We start from the raw sequence: 17,621 nt of genomic DNA on the forward strand, positions 1-17,621 counted from the left end.
TCGAAATTGTAATTATCTAATTGTAAACAAAATAGCAAACAATTGCTCAAAGGTTTTTTATATCAAAATAAAGTGTACCTTTGCACCCATTAAAAATCACAGATGGAAGCTATTAGAAACATTGCAATTATTGCCCACGTCGATCACGGTAAAACCACTTTGGTTGATAAAATTATGTATCACTGTCAATTATTTCGTGACAACGAAAACACAGGTGATTTAATTCTTGATAATAACGATTTAGAGCGTGAAAGAGGTATTACTATTACTTCAAAAAACGTTTCTGTTCAATATAAAGGAACAAAAATCAATATTATTGACACTCCTGGTCACGCCGATTTTGGAGGAGAAGTAGAACGTGTATTGAACATGGCCGATGGTGTATGTTTATTAGTAGATGCTTTTGAAGGGCCGATGCCGCAAACGCGTTTTGTATTGCAAAAAGCAATTGACTTAGGCCTTAAACCGTGTGTGGTTATTAATAAAGTGGATAAAGAAAACTGTACTCCAGAAGAGGTTCACGAAAAAGTTTTTGATTTAATGTTTGAATTGGGAGCTACTGAAGAGCAATTGGATTTTCCAACTGTTTATGGTTCTGCTAAAAACAACTGGATGTCTGAAGATTGGAAAGTTCAAACTCAAAACATCGAACCATTGTTAGACATGGTTATCAAAAATGTTCCTGCTCCTAAAGTTTCTGAGGGGACTCCACAAATGTTAATTACTTCATTGGATTTCTCTTCTTTTACAGGACGTATTGCAATTGGTCGTTTAGAAAGAGGCGTGTTGAAAGAGGGAATGCCTATTTCTTTGGTAAAAAGAGATGGAAAAGTTATCAAATCAAGAATAAAAGAATTACATACTTTTGAAGGTCTTGGACGTAAAAAAGTAGAAGAAGTTGTTGCGGGAGATATTTGTGCGGTTGTAGGTGTTGAAGGTTTTGAAATTGGTGATACAATTGCAGATTTTGAAAATCCTGAAGCTTTGCAAACTATTGCTATTGATGAGCCAACAATGAGTATGTTGTTTACAATTAACGATTCACCATTCTTTGGTAAAGAAGGTAAATTTGTTACTTCTAGACATATTCGTGAGAGATTGACAAAAGAATTAGAAAAAAACCTAGCAATGCGTGTTGCTGATACCGATTCTGCTGATAAATTCATGGTTTTCGGACGTGGAGTATTGCATTTATCTGTTCTTATTGAAACTATGAGAAGAGAAGGTTATGAACTTCAAATTGGTCAACCACAAGTAATCATCAAAGAAGTTGATGGTGTAAAATGTGAGCCAATCGAAGAATTAACTATCGATTTGCCAGAAAACCTTTCAGGTAGAGCGGTTGAGTTTGTAACGATTCGTAAAGGTGAAATGCTTTCTATGGAAGGTAAAGGAGAGCGTATGATTGTTAAATTTAATATCCCATCTCGTGGAATTATCGGTTTAAGAAATCAATTACTTACGGCTACTGCTGGTGAGGCTATCATGGCACACCGTTTCATCGGTTATGAACCATACAAAGGTGAGATTCCTGGACGTAATAATGGTTCTTTAATTTCTATGGAAAACGGAAAAGCAATTCCTTACTCTATTGATAAATTACAAGATCGTGGTAAATTCTTTGTTGATCCTAATGAAGATATTTATGAAGGTCAGGTAATTGGAGAAAACACTCGTTCTGATGATATGACGGTTAACGTTACTAAAACGAAAAAATTAACCAATGTACGTTCATCTGGAGCTGATGATAAGGCACGTATCGTTCCTGCTATTAAATTCTCATTGGAGGAAGCTTTAGAGTATATACAAAAAGACGAATATGTTGAGGTTACTCCAAAATCTTTACGTTTAAGAAAAATTTACTTGAGCGAGAACGACAGAAAGAGATTTAAATTCTAATTTTGTTTGTTATATAGCAAAGAGACTGTCCAATAAGTCTTAAAAGTAAAAATCCCGAAAAAAAAAATTTCGGGATTTTTTATGCCTTTATATCTTCTGTAATAAAACTTGGTTTTGGATGTTTCTTGAGTTGCAAATAAAATCCTAAAAATTGCGTCTTAGTACTTTATGAGGGTGTAATTTTGCAAAATCAGTATAAATAGAAACTTTGCCAAAAAATGCTTTTTAAAGTCTTTTTTACCGGACAATAATAAAAAACTTTCTAAAACCATTTTCATTAAATTTTAAAGCATCAAAAAATGCTGATTTCATCAAAATTGACCAAACTGAACAATTATACCAGATAGCTATTTAAAAAATAAAAATATTACAAACAAAAGAAGCTGTCCTCTTGGGACAGCCTCTTACAAAAAAATAAAAAAAACTAACCTAACAACTCAAAATATTTATTTCTATTTCAAAATAGCATATTGGAATTTTGGATAACCTCTTTCTCCAGTATCACTTAAGCCACTTGTGAATTTAACTTTATATAAGTTTCCTGCAGGATCTTTGACTACAAAAAAGCGATCTAGTTTGATAGCAAAACCAGAAATTGGTTCTCCATTTGCATTTGTTCCTCCTACTGTACTTCTCCAATTCGAACCAATATTTCTTTGGTCATTTGTGAATTTGGCATTGTCAACATTTGCCAAAGTAAAATTATCATATGTAAACTCTGAGGTAAGGACTTGGTATGTTTTTGCTTCACCTTTCAAATTATTTAAAATAAAATCAGGGTAAAAATACGGAACTAATGGTCCTCCCATAGAAGTAGTATTTGTAAAAGAAGTAAAACTCAAATCCCATTTTGCTTTTTGTGGCTCAACAGTTACTGTTTTCTGATCTAACAGACTAAAGAAAGTAAAGTTGTATGCAGCATCTTTAGAAATGGTCGCCTCGTTATGTGTGGTTGCATCAATTGTAGCGTATTGAATTTTGTAACCAGCTCCACTTCTTAATATTCTAATTTTCATCCATCCTCTTGAAGTTCCTCCTCCAGCTCCTTCTTTTCCTACAGTAGGAGTTGTAGTTGCTGGATTACTTCCCATATTAATTAAATAAACTTTATTTTCAGAATCGGTTGCAGAAACCTCTGCAATTGCTGTTTTTGTAATATCACCCGTAACATCATCAATTTGAGATGCTATTCCTTGGCCTTGATTAATAAGCATAGTGTCATCGGCAGCTTGAACTTCATCAATGTTTGTAGTTTCTAATTGTTTGGCAGCCATTCTTACGGTACTATTAATGATTACTCTAAATTCTGTTCCAGTATAAAAACCTAAATCCCAAGAAGTTCTTAAAGTGTTTGTCATCATTCCTGTACTTAGATCTACGAATACTTGATTCGGTTCGTTAGGTCCTCCAACTTCAGGAGCTAAAGCATTACCCAAAGAAGGTGTTTCATTGAAGCTTACTTGAATTGAATTATTTGCGGCAATTTGGATGTTTCCTGAAGCATCCGTTATTTTGAATGTAACGTTTTTTACTTCGCCTTCTATTGCGTCTATTAATTTGTTAAAAATAAATGTGACTGATATTGCATTTTTTTCAAAAGGTATTTTTAATGTGTTTGAAGTTGATGCTACTACTTTTGAAGTTGTTGAAGTTGTAGCTGCTGGAGAAGTTGTAAAATCTATACCATAATTTACACCAGTTGTTGTGAATGTTAGTGTTAGTAATCCAGCTTCAGATGTTGGTTTGTCAAATTTTATGACTACTGGGGTAGTTGCACTTTCGGTACTCAAGTTTATCGAGGGAGCTTCGAGAGCAACTGTAGTTTGCTCAACTGTATCATCGTCATTATTACAAGCTGTGAGAGCTAGTAAAGCAAAAGAAAGGAATAAGATAAATTTGTTTTTCATGTGTATTTATATATTAATTAAAATTTAGGTTATATGTGAGTTTAAGATAATAGGAGCGACCATAGCCTAAGAGCAAATCAGGAGAACCGCTAGAGTGAGCTCCTCCTGTTGCTCCACCCTGTATTTGTTGCACATTGGTAATATCAAATAGGTTGCGAGCTCCAGCTGTTACTTCAAAATTATTTTTAAAAAATGATTTTCTAATCGAGGCATCCATCCAACTGTAAGGATTAATTTCGTTAAGATAAAATTCTGCATTACCACTATCATTTGTTCCAGCTACAAACTGTTGTTGTTTTCCGTTATATTTGTAGTACAATGCCAGTAAAGTATTCCATTTAGGAATGTTATATGTTACACTTGAATTCAATTGTAGAGAGTATAAAAATCTATCATCTGATGAAACATTTAGAGCGGCTAAATCTAATTTTTGAGAAATACCAACCAATGCAGCTCCAAATTTTATATTCCAATTTTTATAACTGTATTGCTCTGTTGTTGAAATATTCCACATTTTGTATTTGTTGATATTGACATATTGATAATTCATCGTTGGTTGTACTTGCGTTAAAACCATATCTATTCGATCATTAACATCTAAAAAAGTTATAGCAAGATTATTTGCTATTTGTGCACCACTGTCAAAATAGCATGAGCGTTTAAAGCTTACCTCATAAGAAGTGCTGTTTTCAGGAATTAAATCTGGATTTCCTTGAATGTTATGATTAGAATCAACAAAATAGGTGTAGAGTTCGTTAAAATTTGGAGTACGATATGATTTTCCCATAGATGCTCTGGTTTCTAAGCCTTTTTTGAATATGTATCTCAAACCTAAAGAGCTTGCATATTGATTATCAAAAACCGTCTGAAATGAATAACGCAATCCAGGTCGAATAGAAAACTTATCTGAGAGATTAATTTCGGCAACGGTAAAAATATCATAATTCTCTAATCTTTTTTCAATGTCTTTTAGTTGATTGTTTTCATTAAAAAAAGCTCCAGAAGTTGCTGACGCATTCCCTAATTCATTATTAAATTCATAACCAATCTGAAAGTCAACTTTTTTATTATCAAAGAAATTACTTAATGTTCCGGTTGAATAGAAAACTTTATTAGATTGGTAGTTTTCTCTTGTTAGATCAAACTCTTCCTGGGTTTCTAATTGGTATTTGAAATTTTCCTGATCTCGTTGTTGTGTTTGATAAGAAACCGAAACATTATAATTTAATTTAGAAAACAATTTTCCATTCGAATTTAAATGGTTATAAAAACGATTGGTTATGAATCGTCTGTCTTTAGTATAATATGTTTCTGGAAAAGGATAATTATCTTGTGGATTCAAAGTTGGATTATAATAATCTACATTCTCGCCATAATAATCGAATTTGTAAAAAATATTAAAATTCTTTTTCTGATAACCAAGCATAGCATTTGCAACTAATTGTTCTTTTGGTAGCCAGCTATAGCCTCTTAGTCCGTCACTTACTGCATAATCTTTGCCTTTTTTGTTGTCATAAAAGCCATTAAAATTATTATGGTTTGCACCTACATTTATAAACCAATTATCATTTATGTTATGTGAAATTTTTATTGATTGAATATGGCGTCCTTTGTCTGATAAATTGTATTCATTTCCTATAGTTTCTTCTTGAACTGTAGCACTAATTTCCCATTTTTTTGCAGCGCTTTTTTTGGTAATAATATTTAAAATTCCACTTACAGCATTGGCACCATGCGTTACTCCCATAGAACCTTCAATAATTTCCAATCGTTCTACATCATCAAGGTTTATTTGTGTTAAATCTATATTGGTTCCCATTCCAGTATCACTTACCAATGGAATGTTATCTACTAATATTTTAAAATATTGAGCATCTAGCCCAAACATCGAAACTGTTGAACGTCCATCGCTACCACTATTTTGTACTGTAATATTTAAATATTGATTTAACACATCAGATAAATTATTTGCTGCTAGATTTTTGATATCCTTATTAGAAATAACTCTAACATTAAAAACTGATTTTTTTATAGATTGCGGGCTAAGTTGTCCTGTCATTACTACTTCTGAAAGCTTATTTACAGCTGTAGAATCTTTCTCTTGAGCAAAAGTAGATTGGTAAAAAAGAAACGCTGCAAATAAGGTAATCTTGTATTTCATTATTTTTATTTAGTCTTAATAATTTCGGCAAATGTAAAATATTATTTTTATTTGTTCTAAATAAAACTATATATTTGTAAAAAAATTTTAAATTAAAAATCAAATGAAGATTACAAAAAAGGCTTATTTATCTGCCGTAATGGCAATTACAACTCTAACAGGATTTAGTCAAGATTCGAAAAAAGAAGACATTAAAGCCATTAAATCTATGTGCGGATGTTATGAAGTGAAATTTAATTTTGTCGAAACGTTCGAATATTCAAAAGATACTGTAAACTATAAACCATCAACAACAAAACATGAATCAGGTTTAGAGTGGGTAGAGTTAGTTGAAGATAAACCAAACAAAATTGTATTGCAACATTTGCTAATTGTTGGAACTGGTGAGAATGATATTGTAAAACACTGGAGACAAGATTGGTTGTATGAGAATACCGATTTGTACTCGTTTTATAAAGACAACACTTGGAAATTCAACAAACTTTCGGCAAAAGATGTAAAAGGGCAGTGGACACAAAAAGTGTTTCAAGTAGATGATAGTCCTAGATATGAAGGAACATCAAGCTGGACTCATATTGATGGAAATAAGTATTGGATGAATACAGCAGATGCGCCTCTACCAAGAAGAGAGCATACCAAAAGAAATGATTATAATGTATTGAATAGAAGAAATATTCACTGGATTACTGCTACTGGGTGGAATCACGAGCAAGACAATAAAAAAATTGTAAGAGATACTAATGGTAAAGATACAGTATTAGCAGAAGAAAAAGGTTTTGATGTTTATACAAAAGTTGACGATAGCAAATGTTTAATCGCTCAAAACTGGTGGAAAATCAACAAAGATCTTTGGTTAAAAGTGAGAACTAAATGGGAAAAAGTATATGGTAACAATAAAGATTTGGCTTTGCAAAATAAAGTAAACAAGAAATCATTATTCTCTGTTTTGTTTGATTTAAAACCAACTGCTACTCAAGTAGAAGTAGATGCTATCATAGATTCTTTTGTTATCAAACAATAAAAAGTTGAGTTATGTGTTCATGCAATCTAAGAATATTAAATAGAACTTCGAATGGCATTTTAATGCATTGCCAGCAAAGAGATATGTATCAATTACTGTTTAATAATTTGACTTTTGATTTGAATAGTGTAGAAATGACAAGCTTTTCTAACTACTTGGAGCAAATTGATATTGATTATTGGGAAACAGAATACAAACATTCTATTTATGAGAAGAAAATTCCAATTCCAACACGGCAATCTAATTTTATTATTTTGCTCAACCGAAAGGAATTAGAGGAATTACGTTTTTTGATTGAATGTGCTAGTTGTTATAAAATTTTGAAACCAGTAGAGATTGATTACAGGGTTATTTTTAATTGAATTAGTTTTAGTTGCAAGACAAAAAAACCGAACTTTTTTATAGAGTTCGGTTTTTTTTATCGCAATATTCTAAACTCTCTTTCAAAGTCATCAGGTTTATCTTTTTAGTTAATTTTTACACTTTTAGTATCAATTTCAATCAAACGTTCTCTTTTGATGGATTATTTGATTTAATATGATTTTGAAAAAATAGTTAAAATGTTAAAAAAATAAATATACATAAAATTTTATTTAAAAATAAAGGCATTGATTTTTTTATTCGTAAAAAAAATACATAATTTTTATCAAATTGATAAATAAATATTTTGTGATTTAAAAAATAGATGATATATTTATACTGTCAAAAGGCAAAATATTTTTATCTGAAATTTAACATAAAAAAATAAAAATTATGAAAACTATTATCACCTTTGCTTTATGCTTAAGTATGTTTGGAGTAACGTATTCACAAGTTAAAAAAACTGAAGCTGTAAAAATTGAAGAATTACCAACAGTTGTAATTTCACAGAATAAGAAATATATTCCGGATAATAATCCTGATCCAGTAGTTAGAAATATTCAAAACGAATTCATTGCATATAAAGTAGATGATGAATGTAAAAATTTCTACGAATATTTAGTGACTTTTGAAAATAAAAAGGGGTATTTAATAGCAACCTACGATGAAAAAGGGGTGTTAATGAATGTTTCTGAAAAATATGTAAATGTAGAGTTACCAAGAGAGGTTAGTAATTCTGTTTATTTGTCATATCCTGAGTGGATAATTATAAAAAGTAAATTTGAATATTCTCAAGAAAAGGGACTAATGTTGAAAAAAACATACAGTCTAAAACTAAAAAAAGGAAATAAAACTCAAATTGTATCGGTTACACCAACAGGTGAAATAACAGGAACAACCAATGAATTAGCAATGAATTAAAATTGCATTTTACAAAAAAAAATAGATTCCTTAAATTGAAAACGACCTCCAATTGGAAGCCGTTTTTTAATTTTATATACCTCCTCTTATTTTACATACGCTCAGGAACATTTATTCCTAGTAAACTAAAAGCATCCGCTATAACATCGGCTACTTTTTTAGAGAGTTGAACTCTGAATATTTTTTTGTCTAAATCAGCTTCTCCTAATATAGAAACGGCTTGATAAAAAGAATTGTACTCACGTACCAAATCATAGGTAAAATTGGCAATTAAAGCTGGACTATGATTGTGAGCTGCATTTTGAATTATTTCTGGAAATAACTCTAATTGTTTTACTAACTCTTTCTCTTTTTCATGGATTTTTTCTAATGGGGCATCGGCTGTAAAATCAAAATCTGCTTTGCGGATGATGGATTGTATTCTGGCATAAGTATATTGTATAAAAGGACCGGTATTTCCAGCAAAATCAACCGATTCTTCTGGGTTAAACAAGATTCGTTTTTTGGGATCAACTTTTAAAATGTAATATTTAAGAGCTCCAAGTCCAATAGTATTGTATAATTTTGATTTCTCTTCTTCAGAATAAGAATCTAATTTTCCTAAATCTTCCGAGATTTTTTGAGCTGTATTGGTCATTTCTTGCATTAAATCATCTGCATCGACCACGGTTCCTTCACGACTTTTCATTTTTCCAGAAGGTAAATCTACCATTCCGTATGATAAATGATATAGATTTGAAGCCCAGTCAAATCCTAGTTTTTTTAATATCAAAAACAATACTTTGAAGTGATAATCTTGTTCGTTTCCAACGGTATAGACCATTCCGCCAACATCTGGCATATCTTTTACACGTTGAATTGCTGTTCCGATATCTTGTGTCATATAAACTGCAGTTCCATCTGAGCGCAACACTAATTTTCTGTCTAAACCTTCGTCTGTCAAGTCAATCCAAACTGAGCCATCAGGATCTTTTTCGAAAGTACCTTTGTCTAATCCAACTTGTACAACATCTTTTCCTAATAAATAGGTGTTACTTTCGTAATAGTATTTGTCAAAATCTACTCCCAAATTTGTGTAAGTAGTTGCAAAACCATCATAAACCCACTGATTCATTGTTTTCCAAAGTGCTATAACTTCAGGTTTTCCATTTTCCCAATCCAAAAGCATTTGTTGTGCTTCTAAAATAATTGGAGCTGTTTTTTTGGCTTCTTCTTCGGTTTTGCCTTCTGATAGTAATTGGTTTATTTCTTCTTTGTAAGCTTTGTCGAAAGCTACATAATAGTTCCCAACTAATTTGTCTCCTTTTAAACCTGTGCTTTCTGGAGTTTCGCCATTACCAAATTTTTGCCAAGCCAACATCGACTTGCAAATATGAATTCCTCTATCGTTGATGATTTGAGTTTTATATACTTTTTTTCCAGAAGCTTTGATGATTTCAGCAACGGAATATCCTAAAAGGTTATTACGAACGTGGCCTAAATGTAATGGTTTGTTGGTGTTTGGCGATGAATATTCGACCATTACAGCCTTATCATTTACCGAAGGTGTAACAAAACCAAAATGTTCACTGTTTCTGATGTTGTTGAAGAAATTTAAATAATAACTGTCAGAAATAACAATATTTAAAAACCCCGAAACCACGTTAAATCGAGCTACTTCAGGAACATTCTCTACCAAATAATCGCCTATTTTATTACCTAATTCGACTGGGTTGCTTTTTACCAATTTCAACAATGGGAAAATGACCATTGTAATGTCTCCTTCAAACTCTTTTCGCGTAGTTTGGAACTCAATTTTATCAACGGTAATATTAAATAAAGCTTGAATAGCTTTCTCTATAGATGGTGTAAGAATATTGGATAATGACATGGATGCTTTTTGTGTTTTAAGTCTGCAAATATAAGGCTTATTCGCCAAATATCGAAAGTGAAAAAAAACAACAATAAAAAACATTGTTTTTTTAATTTTGATTGTTACAAAAAAGCAAATAATGAGACTAATACTTTGACTTGAATGATGATCACTTAATTGTATTTTCTAATTGTATTGAATATAATGATTAAGGAGATTAATTAGTTTTGATAATAAACAAGAAACCCCAGAGAATGCCAACTCTGGGGTTTCTTAATTTAGGAGCCATTGTTACTTATTAAATATCTTAATGAAATATTAATAAAATAACTATTAGGAGCAAAAGTTTTTATTTTTGCGGAGTGTTGCAATCAATTAGAAATAGAAAAGGATTACGATTATTTTGTGCTTTTATGGCACTTTATATACTCAATTGTAGTGTTGATACTTGTGATTTTAATTCTAATTATATTTCTGAAGACTTAACAATTAACGATCAAGAAAGTTTAATAGAAATTATAGTCGAAAAAGTTTTAGGTTATGATGATGTCATTCCTGAAAATGAAGACTGTGATTTAGAAAATATTGTAATTCTTAAGAAGATCATCGTAGTAGATTTTTTTATTCTCCCATCTTTTAATTCATCTTTAAATGAATTCGAAAAAGAACAAGTTTTAGGAAATCGTTTTTTAAACGAATTCAACTTGTTGAAAACGTATTTCGAAATTCATTACCCGCCTCCTGAGGTTTAATTTGTCTTTTATGTTTTATACGATTTGTTTTCTCAAAAGGAAAGCAGAATAAATCTATGTTTAATAAAGTCACAAAAATTAAAATGACAAATAGTTTTTTAAAATTTACTTTCTATCCAATTATTGCAGGATTCATATTTAGTACAGATGCAAAGGCACAAATATCAAATGAACTTCAAAATTCAATAATAGATAGTATTTATATTCAGGAAGTTCAAGATAAAAAAGAGCCTATAAAAGTGTTGCATGCCGAACCGTTATATATTGATTTAATTCGAGATTTGGGAGCTCGCAAAGGGGAAAGAGAATGGAATGTTGGTTTCGGAATTACAGATAATACTACATATGATGAGTATTTAGGTTTGGTAGAGTATGAGTGGGCTCCCCTAAATCGTTTAGGGTTAGAAGTAGAGCTACCTTTTACCTTTTATCCATCAAATAGCAATCAAAATACTCCAGCCAGCAAATTGAATGGGTTGAAATTAGCTGCTCAATATTCCTTTTTTGTTTCCGAGAAAATGAAAACATCTATGGCAATTGGTTATATCAATGAATTTGAACTAACTGATTTTGGTAGTTATAATAGTAGTAAGTTGGTTATTGGGAATATTTATAATCCTTTTTTTGTAGTTGCAAAACGTTGGGGAAGTAATTTTCATACTCTTATCTATACAGGTCCTGCAATTCAGCAACATTTTGAAGATAATTCAGTGCATTCTTCTTGGGAAATCAATAGTAGTTTTCATTATATGATATCAGGTACACGAAATTTTATCGGAATAGAATTTAATCAGGAAGTTGTAAAAAAAGACTTTGATATGGTAATAAGACCACAAATGAGAGTTGGAGTAGCAGAAAATCTTATGATTGGTATTGTTACTGGAATTCCGATTAAACGGGAGAATGAACGTTTTAGTTCTTTCTTAAGATTAATTTACGAACCAAAGCATTGATGTGTTATACTGTTTAAAAAAAACCTCGAAGAGAACTTCGAGGTTTTGATTTTTACCATTTAATAATAGCACTCGCCCAAGTAAATCCACTACCAAAAGCGGCTAAAACAACAGTGTCTCCAGATTTTATTTTTCCTTTTTCCCAAGCCTCGGTTAAAGCAATTGGAATTGAAGCTGCGGTTGTGTTTCCGTATTTCTGAATGTTATTATAGACTTGATCGTCTGTAAGATTAAATTTGTTTTGAATAAATTGAGAAATTCTCAAATTGGCTTGATGGGGAATCAACATATCGATATCGCCAACATTCAAATTATTGGCTTCTAAACCTTCATTGATTACTTCAGCAAAACGAACCACAGCGTTTTTAAATACAAATTGTCCGTTCATGTAAGGGTAATAACTTTCGTCATTCGGGTCATTATCGGCAATAATATCGGTTACCCAACGCGCTCCCATTCCTGGTGCTTGTAATGCCAATTCTTCGGCATGTTGCCCTTCAGAATGCAAATGAGTAGAAAGGATTCCTTTGGTCAAATCTTCTTCTCTACTCAAAACAGCTGCTCCAGCTCCATCTCCAAAAATAACTGAAACACTCCTACCGCGAGTGGTCATGTCTAAACCTGTTGAATGAACTTCGGAACCAATAACCAATATGTTTTTGTACATTCCTGTTTTGATGTATTGATCGGCAACCGAAATAGCATAGACAAAACCCGAACATTGATTTCTTACATCTAAAGCTCCTACGGTTCTCAATCCTAAATCACGTTGTACTAGAACTCCAGGTCCTGGAAAATAATATTCTGGACTTAAAGTAGCAAAAATTACAAAATCTATATCGTCTTTAGAAACACCAGAACGCTCGATTGCAATTTTGGCTGCTTTTACTCCCATTGTTGTGGTGGTATCTTCTCCACGTATAATATGTCTTCTTTCTTGAATTCCTGTTCGCTCTTGAATCCATTCGTCATTTGTATCAATGATTTTAGATAAATCATCATTGGTCACTATGTTTTCTGGGACATAATATCCCAATCCTGCTATTTTTGAATGGTACATATTTGTAGTTTTATTAAAATCGAAGATGCAAATTTAAATATCTTTTAAAACAATCGATTATAAATCATTATTTTTTTGCAATAACAAAAATATCTGCTTTATTTTTTGTTGCTAAAAATAAAGAGTTTGAATGTATAGAGAGTGATATTTTACTTTTAATATGACAATAGATTGTCTTAGATTGCAATTCTAATTAAATGATTTTTAGTAAAACTTCTTGGTTAAAAGCCAATGCTGATTCATGTTCGAAGAAAATAACTCTTCTGTCAAAAACCGCTTTGACCAAAAATCGGCTTCCTTTAAAAAAAGATTCTTTTACAACTACTTTTACGGTACCGTTTGGATCAACTTTTAATTGGTGGGGATACAATAAAATAAGCTCGTCTTCTCCTTCAATAGACATCAATTGCGATAATCTAAGCTCATTTACTTCTCCAAATAAAGAGGCTACGTATTTATTCAGAGGGTACTTGTACACCTCTACAGAAGGTCCTTTTTCTATAATTTGACCTTGATATAAAACGATTGTTTCATCCGAAAACGAAAGTGCATCAGTGCTGTCATGGGTGGCTATAAAACAAGTAATCCCTTTTTTCTTCAAATAGGCAAATAGGTTTCTTCGAAGGGCGTTTTTTCGAAAATTATCAATATGGCTAAAGGGTTCGTCTAGTAATAATACCTCAGGTTCTAAGGCTAAAACTCTAGCCAAAGCTACACGTTGTTGTTGTCCTCCGCTCAAAAATTTTGCTTTTACATTTGCAAATTCAGACATTTCAACCATTTCTAGTAATTCCTGTATGCGTAATTTTTTCAGAGGCAAAAATCCGTTAGAAAGAAACTTACCTACATTTTCGGCAACGGTTTCATAAGGCATCAGATCAAAATCTTGAGCCAAATATTTCATAAAAGGCATTCCGGGGATTAAATTGTATTTGGGGCCTTTAATTTCGGTTTCATTGTAAAAAATTTTCCCTTCATTGAGGTCATACATTCCGTATATTAATTTTAAAAGGGTGCTTTTTCCACAACCGCTTTCCCCGAGGATCGCAATGTTTTGCCCTTTGGAAACGGTGAAAGATATGTTTTTTATAACGGGTTTATCTGTATAAGAAAAAGATATATTTTGAATTTGAAGCATTCTGTTTCATTAAAATTTTGAGACAACAAATATAACTTCTTTACTAAAGAAAATATGTTGATAATTCATTTATATCAAAAAAAAAACTGCTTTATCATAAAGCAGTTTTAGTAAGAGTGAAAGATTTTTTACTGCCCTTTTTTGGCATCTTCGATCATTTTATCATTTGCAGTAATCGCAAATTCTACACGTCTGTTTTGAGATCTACCTTCAGGAGTATCATTAGTAGCAATTGGATCCGCAATCCCGTTGCCATATGTTTTAAAACGACTGGCAACCAACCCTTTTGAAATTAAATAATCACGTACAGATTGGGCTCTTTTTTCAGAAAGAGTCAAATTGTATTCTGGTTTTCCAGTATTATCAGTATAACCAAATATCTGAATGTTGGTATCCGCATACGAATTGAATACAGGTATTAATTTGTCTAGGTTTGCTTTTGCTTGAGAGGTCAGAGTTGCTTTGTTTACATCAAATCGAACTGCATCTTCTTTTAAAGTTAATTTAATTCCTTCTCCAACTCTTTCAACATCGGCACCTGGTAATGCTTGATCTATTTCTCTAGCTTGTTTGTCCATTTTGTTACCAATCAAAGCTCCAGTTCCACCACCAATTGCAGCGCCGATTGCAGCACCACCAGCAGTTCCTATACCAGTATTGTTTCCTATAATAGCTCCAATTACACCTCCAGCAACTGCTCCAATTCCCGCTCCTTTTTGGGTGTTATTAGCGTTTTTTGTTGCTTCACAACTGGTAAAAAGCATACCAATCATTACAATTAGACTTAAGCTTAGAACTTTTATTTTATTGATCGTTATCATAATACTATTAATTTATTTTTTGAAATTGGTAAACTACATCAGTTGGAGTACTTCCTACATTGATTTTATCGATTAATTCAAATGAACTTTCAGTTTGGTTTCTAACAGCAAGGACAAATCCTGTTTTTACTTTTTTAGATTTTAGTCCTTCGTCTAATATTTTCAGTACAAACTGGCCTTCTTTGTTAATGTACCATGTAATTTCGGATGTAAAGGCAGAACAGTTTGAATTGTTTAAAGACATATTCCCTTTGTTGTTGTTTGAAACAAAATGCCAAGTACTTCCGATAAAACATTTGGAATCCGCCAGATTAAAAGAATTTACTTTGATATACTCAGAGCCTGGATAGCTCACATTGGTAATCTGCCAATCGCCTTTAATGGCAACCTGTGAAGATTTGTCTAATTTTGTCATCGGTGCATTAGAAACGGGTTCTGTAGATGTTGTGGAGGCTGATTTACAGGAGGACAGCAAAACAACAATTGCACTCATTAATATAATTTTTCTCATTTTTTGTTAGATTTTAAATTAATGTTCATGCAAAGATACATATCAAAAGGATAATAAAATATACTTTTTAGGTATAATTTACTTACGACAATTTGTCATAATGATGGGAAGTGGTACTTTATTTGAAATGAATATTTTCAAATATTAAAATTATTAAACAATTAAAATAAATTATATAAACTATGACAACAGGTAAAATTAATGTTTCGGTTGAAAACATCTTTCCCTTAATCAAGAAATTCTTATACAGTGATCACGAAATCTTTTTGCGTGAGTTGATTTCTAACGGAACGGATGCAACATTAAAATTAAAGCATCTAACGAGTATTGGAGAAGCTAATGTTGAATATGGTAATCCAATTATTGAAGTTAAAATTGATAAAGAAGGTAAAAAAATCCATATCATCGACCAAGGTTTGGGAATGACTGCTGATGAAGTAGAAAAATATATTAATCAAGTCGCTTTCTCTGGAGCTGAAGAATTTTTAGATAAATACAAAGATTCTGCTAAGGATTCTGGAATAATTGGTCATTTTGGACTTGGTTTTTATTCTGCTTTTATGGTAGCCGAAAAAGTTGAAATCATAACTAAATCATACAAAGACGAACCTGCAGCGCACTGGACATGTGACGGAAGCCCAGAATTCACATTAGAGCCAGCTGATAAAACCAGTAGGGGTACAGAGATTATTTTGCATATTGCCGAAGACTCATTAGAATTCTTAGAAGAATTTAAAATCTCTGGTTTGTTGACTAAGTACAACAAATTTATGCCTATTCCGATTAAATTTGGAACCAAAAAAGAAACTCTTCCTAAACCAGAAAACGCTCCAGATGATTATGTATCTGAGACTATAGAGGTTGATAATATTGTAAATAATCCAAATCCAGCTTGGACTAAACAGCCAACAGAATTATCAGATGAGGATTATAAAAATTTCTATCGTGAAATGTATCCAATGCAGTTCGAAGAACCATTGTTTCACATTCACTTGAATGTTGATTATCCGTTTAACTTAACTGGTATTTTGTATTTCCCAAAATTGGGTTCAGATATGCAAATACAAAGAGATAAGATTCAATTGTACCAAAATCAGGTATTTGTTACAGATAACGTAGAAGGAATTGTTCCTGAATTCTTAATGATGCTTCGCGGTGTGGTAGATTCTCCAGATATTCCTTTGAATGTTTCTCGTTCTGGTCTTCAGGCGGATGGAGCAGTTAAGAAAATTTCAAACTACATCACTCGTAAAGTTGCTGATAAATTGAAAGCTTTATTCAATGAAAACAGAGCAGATTTTGAATCAAAATGGAATGACATTAAAATTGTACTAGAATACGGAATGCTTTCTGAGGATAAATTCTATGAAAAAGCAGGAGCATTTGTATTGTATCCAACAGTTGATGAAACCTATTTTACTCTTGATGAATTGAAAGAGAAAATAAAAGAAAATCAAACAGACAAAGACGGAAAGCTAATTGTTTTATATGCTGGTAATAAAGAAGCGCAACACTCGTATATCGAAATAGCTAAAGACAAAGGATACGAAGTTTTATTGTTAGATTCTCCTATCATTTCTCATTTGATTCAAAAAATAGAAGGGGATAATAGCGGAATGCAATTTGTTCGTGTCGATTCAGATCATATTGATAATTTAATCAAGAAAGAGGAAAACGCTATTTCTAAATTATCCGATGATGAAAAAGCAAGCTTAAAAACGGTATTAGAAAATATTGTTCCAAAACAAACTTATACTGTACAATTGGAAGCTTTAGATAGTGATGCTGCTCCTTTTATTATTACGCAACCTGAGTTTATGCGAAGAATGAAAGAAATGAGTCAAACAGGTGGCGGCGGAATGTTCGGAATGGGGAATATGCCAGAAATGTATAACTTAGTTGTAAATACAAACTCTGATTTGGCAGCTAGTATTTTAAATAATACTGATAAATCAACCCAAGAAAATTTGGTAAAACAAGCATTGGATTTGGCCAAATTGTCTCAAAATCTATTAAAAGGTGAGGCTTTGACAGCTTTTGTAAAAAGAAGTTTTGAATTGATTAAATAACAATTCTTCAAATTAATCACTTACTTAGTGATGTAATAGAAACGAAACCCTGTAAATTACGATTTGCAGGGTTTTTTTATGTAAAGGTCTGAATAATAAGTATGTGATGATGTGAAATAAAGAATAGATTGCTTTTTGTTTTGTTTTTTTGGTTATTTTTAACAGTTTAAGAAAATACAGTTTTTTTATTGCCATC

General features: G+C 31.8%; 14 protein-coding genes. 7 read left to right on the plus strand and 7 right to left on the minus strand.

Annotated features, from left to right (window positions below; genetic code table 11):
* Positions 1 to 102: 102 nt before the first annotated feature.
* The gene (typA, locus tag ABEB18_RS08150; RefSeq protein ID WP_348798757.1) at positions 103 to 1,899 is read left to right on the plus strand and encodes a translational GTPase TypA; all 1,797 of its coding nucleotides are present in this window, start codon (positions 103 to 105) and stop codon (positions 1,897 to 1,899) included.
* A gap of 452 nt (positions 1,900 to 2,351) precedes the next feature.
* Here typA and ABEB18_RS08155 read toward each other — a convergent pair whose 3' ends face one another.
* Both ABEB18_RS08155 and ABEB18_RS08160 read right to left on the minus strand, forming a co-directional pair.
* Positions 2,352 to 3,806 (minus strand): HmuY family protein, encoded by a 1,455-nt coding sequence (locus ABEB18_RS08155; RefSeq protein WP_348798758.1) that lies wholly within the window; start codon positions 3,804 to 3,806, stop codon positions 2,352 to 2,354.
* 13 nt (positions 3,807 to 3,819) lie between these two features.
* Positions 3,820 to 5,967 carry a TonB-dependent receptor plug domain-containing protein gene (locus tag ABEB18_RS08160; protein ID WP_348798759.1) on the minus strand — a complete coding sequence of 716 codons (2,148 nt, stop codon included), beginning with the start codon at positions 5,965 to 5,967 and terminating at the stop codon, positions 3,820 to 3,822.
* A 103-nt stretch (positions 5,968 to 6,070) separates the two neighbouring features.
* Between ABEB18_RS08160 and ABEB18_RS08165 the strand changes: the two genes are divergently transcribed.
* The 3 genes from ABEB18_RS08165 (at position 6,071) to ABEB18_RS08175 (ending at position 8,269) form a co-directional block, all read left to right on the plus strand.
* Complete coding sequence (locus ABEB18_RS08165) at positions 6,071 to 6,988, plus strand: DUF6607 family protein (RefSeq protein ID WP_348798760.1); 918 nt, start codon at positions 6,071 to 6,073, stop codon at positions 6,986 to 6,988.
* A gap of 11 nt (positions 6,989 to 6,999) precedes the next feature.
* Positions 7,000 to 7,350: a DUF6686 family protein gene (locus tag ABEB18_RS08170; RefSeq protein ID WP_348798761.1), complete on the plus strand. Its 351-nt coding sequence runs from the start codon at positions 7,000 to 7,002 to the stop codon at positions 7,348 to 7,350.
* Positions 7,351 to 7,741: 391 nt separating this feature from the next.
* Positions 7,742 to 8,269, plus strand: coding sequence for a hypothetical protein (locus tag ABEB18_RS08175; RefSeq protein WP_348798762.1), 528 nt, complete (start codon positions 7,742 to 7,744; stop codon positions 8,267 to 8,269).
* 91 nt (positions 8,270 to 8,360) lie between these two features.
* Here ABEB18_RS08175 and argS read toward each other — a convergent pair whose 3' ends face one another.
* Positions 8,361 to 10,139, minus strand: coding sequence for an arginine--tRNA ligase (gene argS, locus ABEB18_RS08180; RefSeq protein ID WP_348798763.1), 1,779 nt, complete (start codon positions 10,137 to 10,139; stop codon positions 8,361 to 8,363).
* A gap of 395 nt (positions 10,140 to 10,534) precedes the next feature.
* Between argS and ABEB18_RS08185 the strand changes: the two genes are divergently transcribed.
* Together ABEB18_RS08185 and ABEB18_RS08190 are read left to right on the plus strand one after the other, a co-directional pair.
* On the plus strand, positions 10,535 to 10,873 hold the full coding sequence (locus tag ABEB18_RS08185) for a hypothetical protein (RefSeq protein WP_348798765.1): 339 nt from the start codon (positions 10,535 to 10,537) through the stop codon (positions 10,871 to 10,873).
* A gap of 83 nt (positions 10,874 to 10,956) precedes the next feature.
* A complete protein-coding gene (locus tag ABEB18_RS08190) occupies positions 10,957 to 11,826 on the plus strand; it encodes an HAEPLYID family protein (RefSeq protein WP_348798767.1) in 870 nt (289 codons plus the stop codon).
* 52 nt (positions 11,827 to 11,878) lie between these two features.
* Here the strand turns inward: ABEB18_RS08190 and ABEB18_RS08195 are convergent, their stop codons facing one another.
* From ABEB18_RS08195 to ABEB18_RS08210, 4 genes are all read right to left on the minus strand, one after another.
* The gene (locus ABEB18_RS08195; protein WP_348798768.1) at positions 11,879 to 12,886 is read right to left on the minus strand and encodes a 3-oxoacyl-ACP synthase III family protein; all 1,008 of its coding nucleotides are present in this window, start codon (positions 12,884 to 12,886) and stop codon (positions 11,879 to 11,881) included.
* Between the two features lie 193 nt (positions 12,887 to 13,079).
* Positions 13,080 to 14,024: an ABC transporter ATP-binding protein gene (locus ABEB18_RS08200; RefSeq protein WP_348798769.1), complete on the minus strand. Its 945-nt coding sequence runs from the start codon at positions 14,022 to 14,024 to the stop codon at positions 13,080 to 13,082.
* Between the two features lie 128 nt (positions 14,025 to 14,152).
* Positions 14,153 to 14,836 (minus strand): YiaD family glycine zipper/OmpA-like lipoprotein, encoded by a 684-nt coding sequence (locus ABEB18_RS08205; protein ID WP_438861442.1) that lies wholly within the window; start codon positions 14,834 to 14,836, stop codon positions 14,153 to 14,155.
* Positions 14,837 to 14,852: 16 nt separating this feature from the next.
* Positions 14,853 to 15,356: a lipocalin family protein gene (locus tag ABEB18_RS08210; RefSeq protein WP_348798771.1), complete on the minus strand. Its 504-nt coding sequence runs from the start codon at positions 15,354 to 15,356 to the stop codon at positions 14,853 to 14,855.
* 182 nt (positions 15,357 to 15,538) lie between these two features.
* Between ABEB18_RS08210 and htpG the strand changes: the two genes are divergently transcribed.
* The gene (gene htpG / locus ABEB18_RS08215) at positions 15,539 to 17,425 is read left to right on the plus strand and encodes a molecular chaperone HtpG (RefSeq protein ID WP_348798772.1); all 1,887 of its coding nucleotides are present in this window, start codon (positions 15,539 to 15,541) and stop codon (positions 17,423 to 17,425) included.
* Positions 17,426 to 17,621: the final 196 nt, after the last annotated feature.

The organism is Flavobacterium adhaerens, assembly GCF_040045115.1.
In the GTDB taxonomy this organism is placed as follows: domain Bacteria; phylum Bacteroidota; class Bacteroidia; order Flavobacteriales; family Flavobacteriaceae; genus Flavobacterium; species Flavobacterium adhaerens.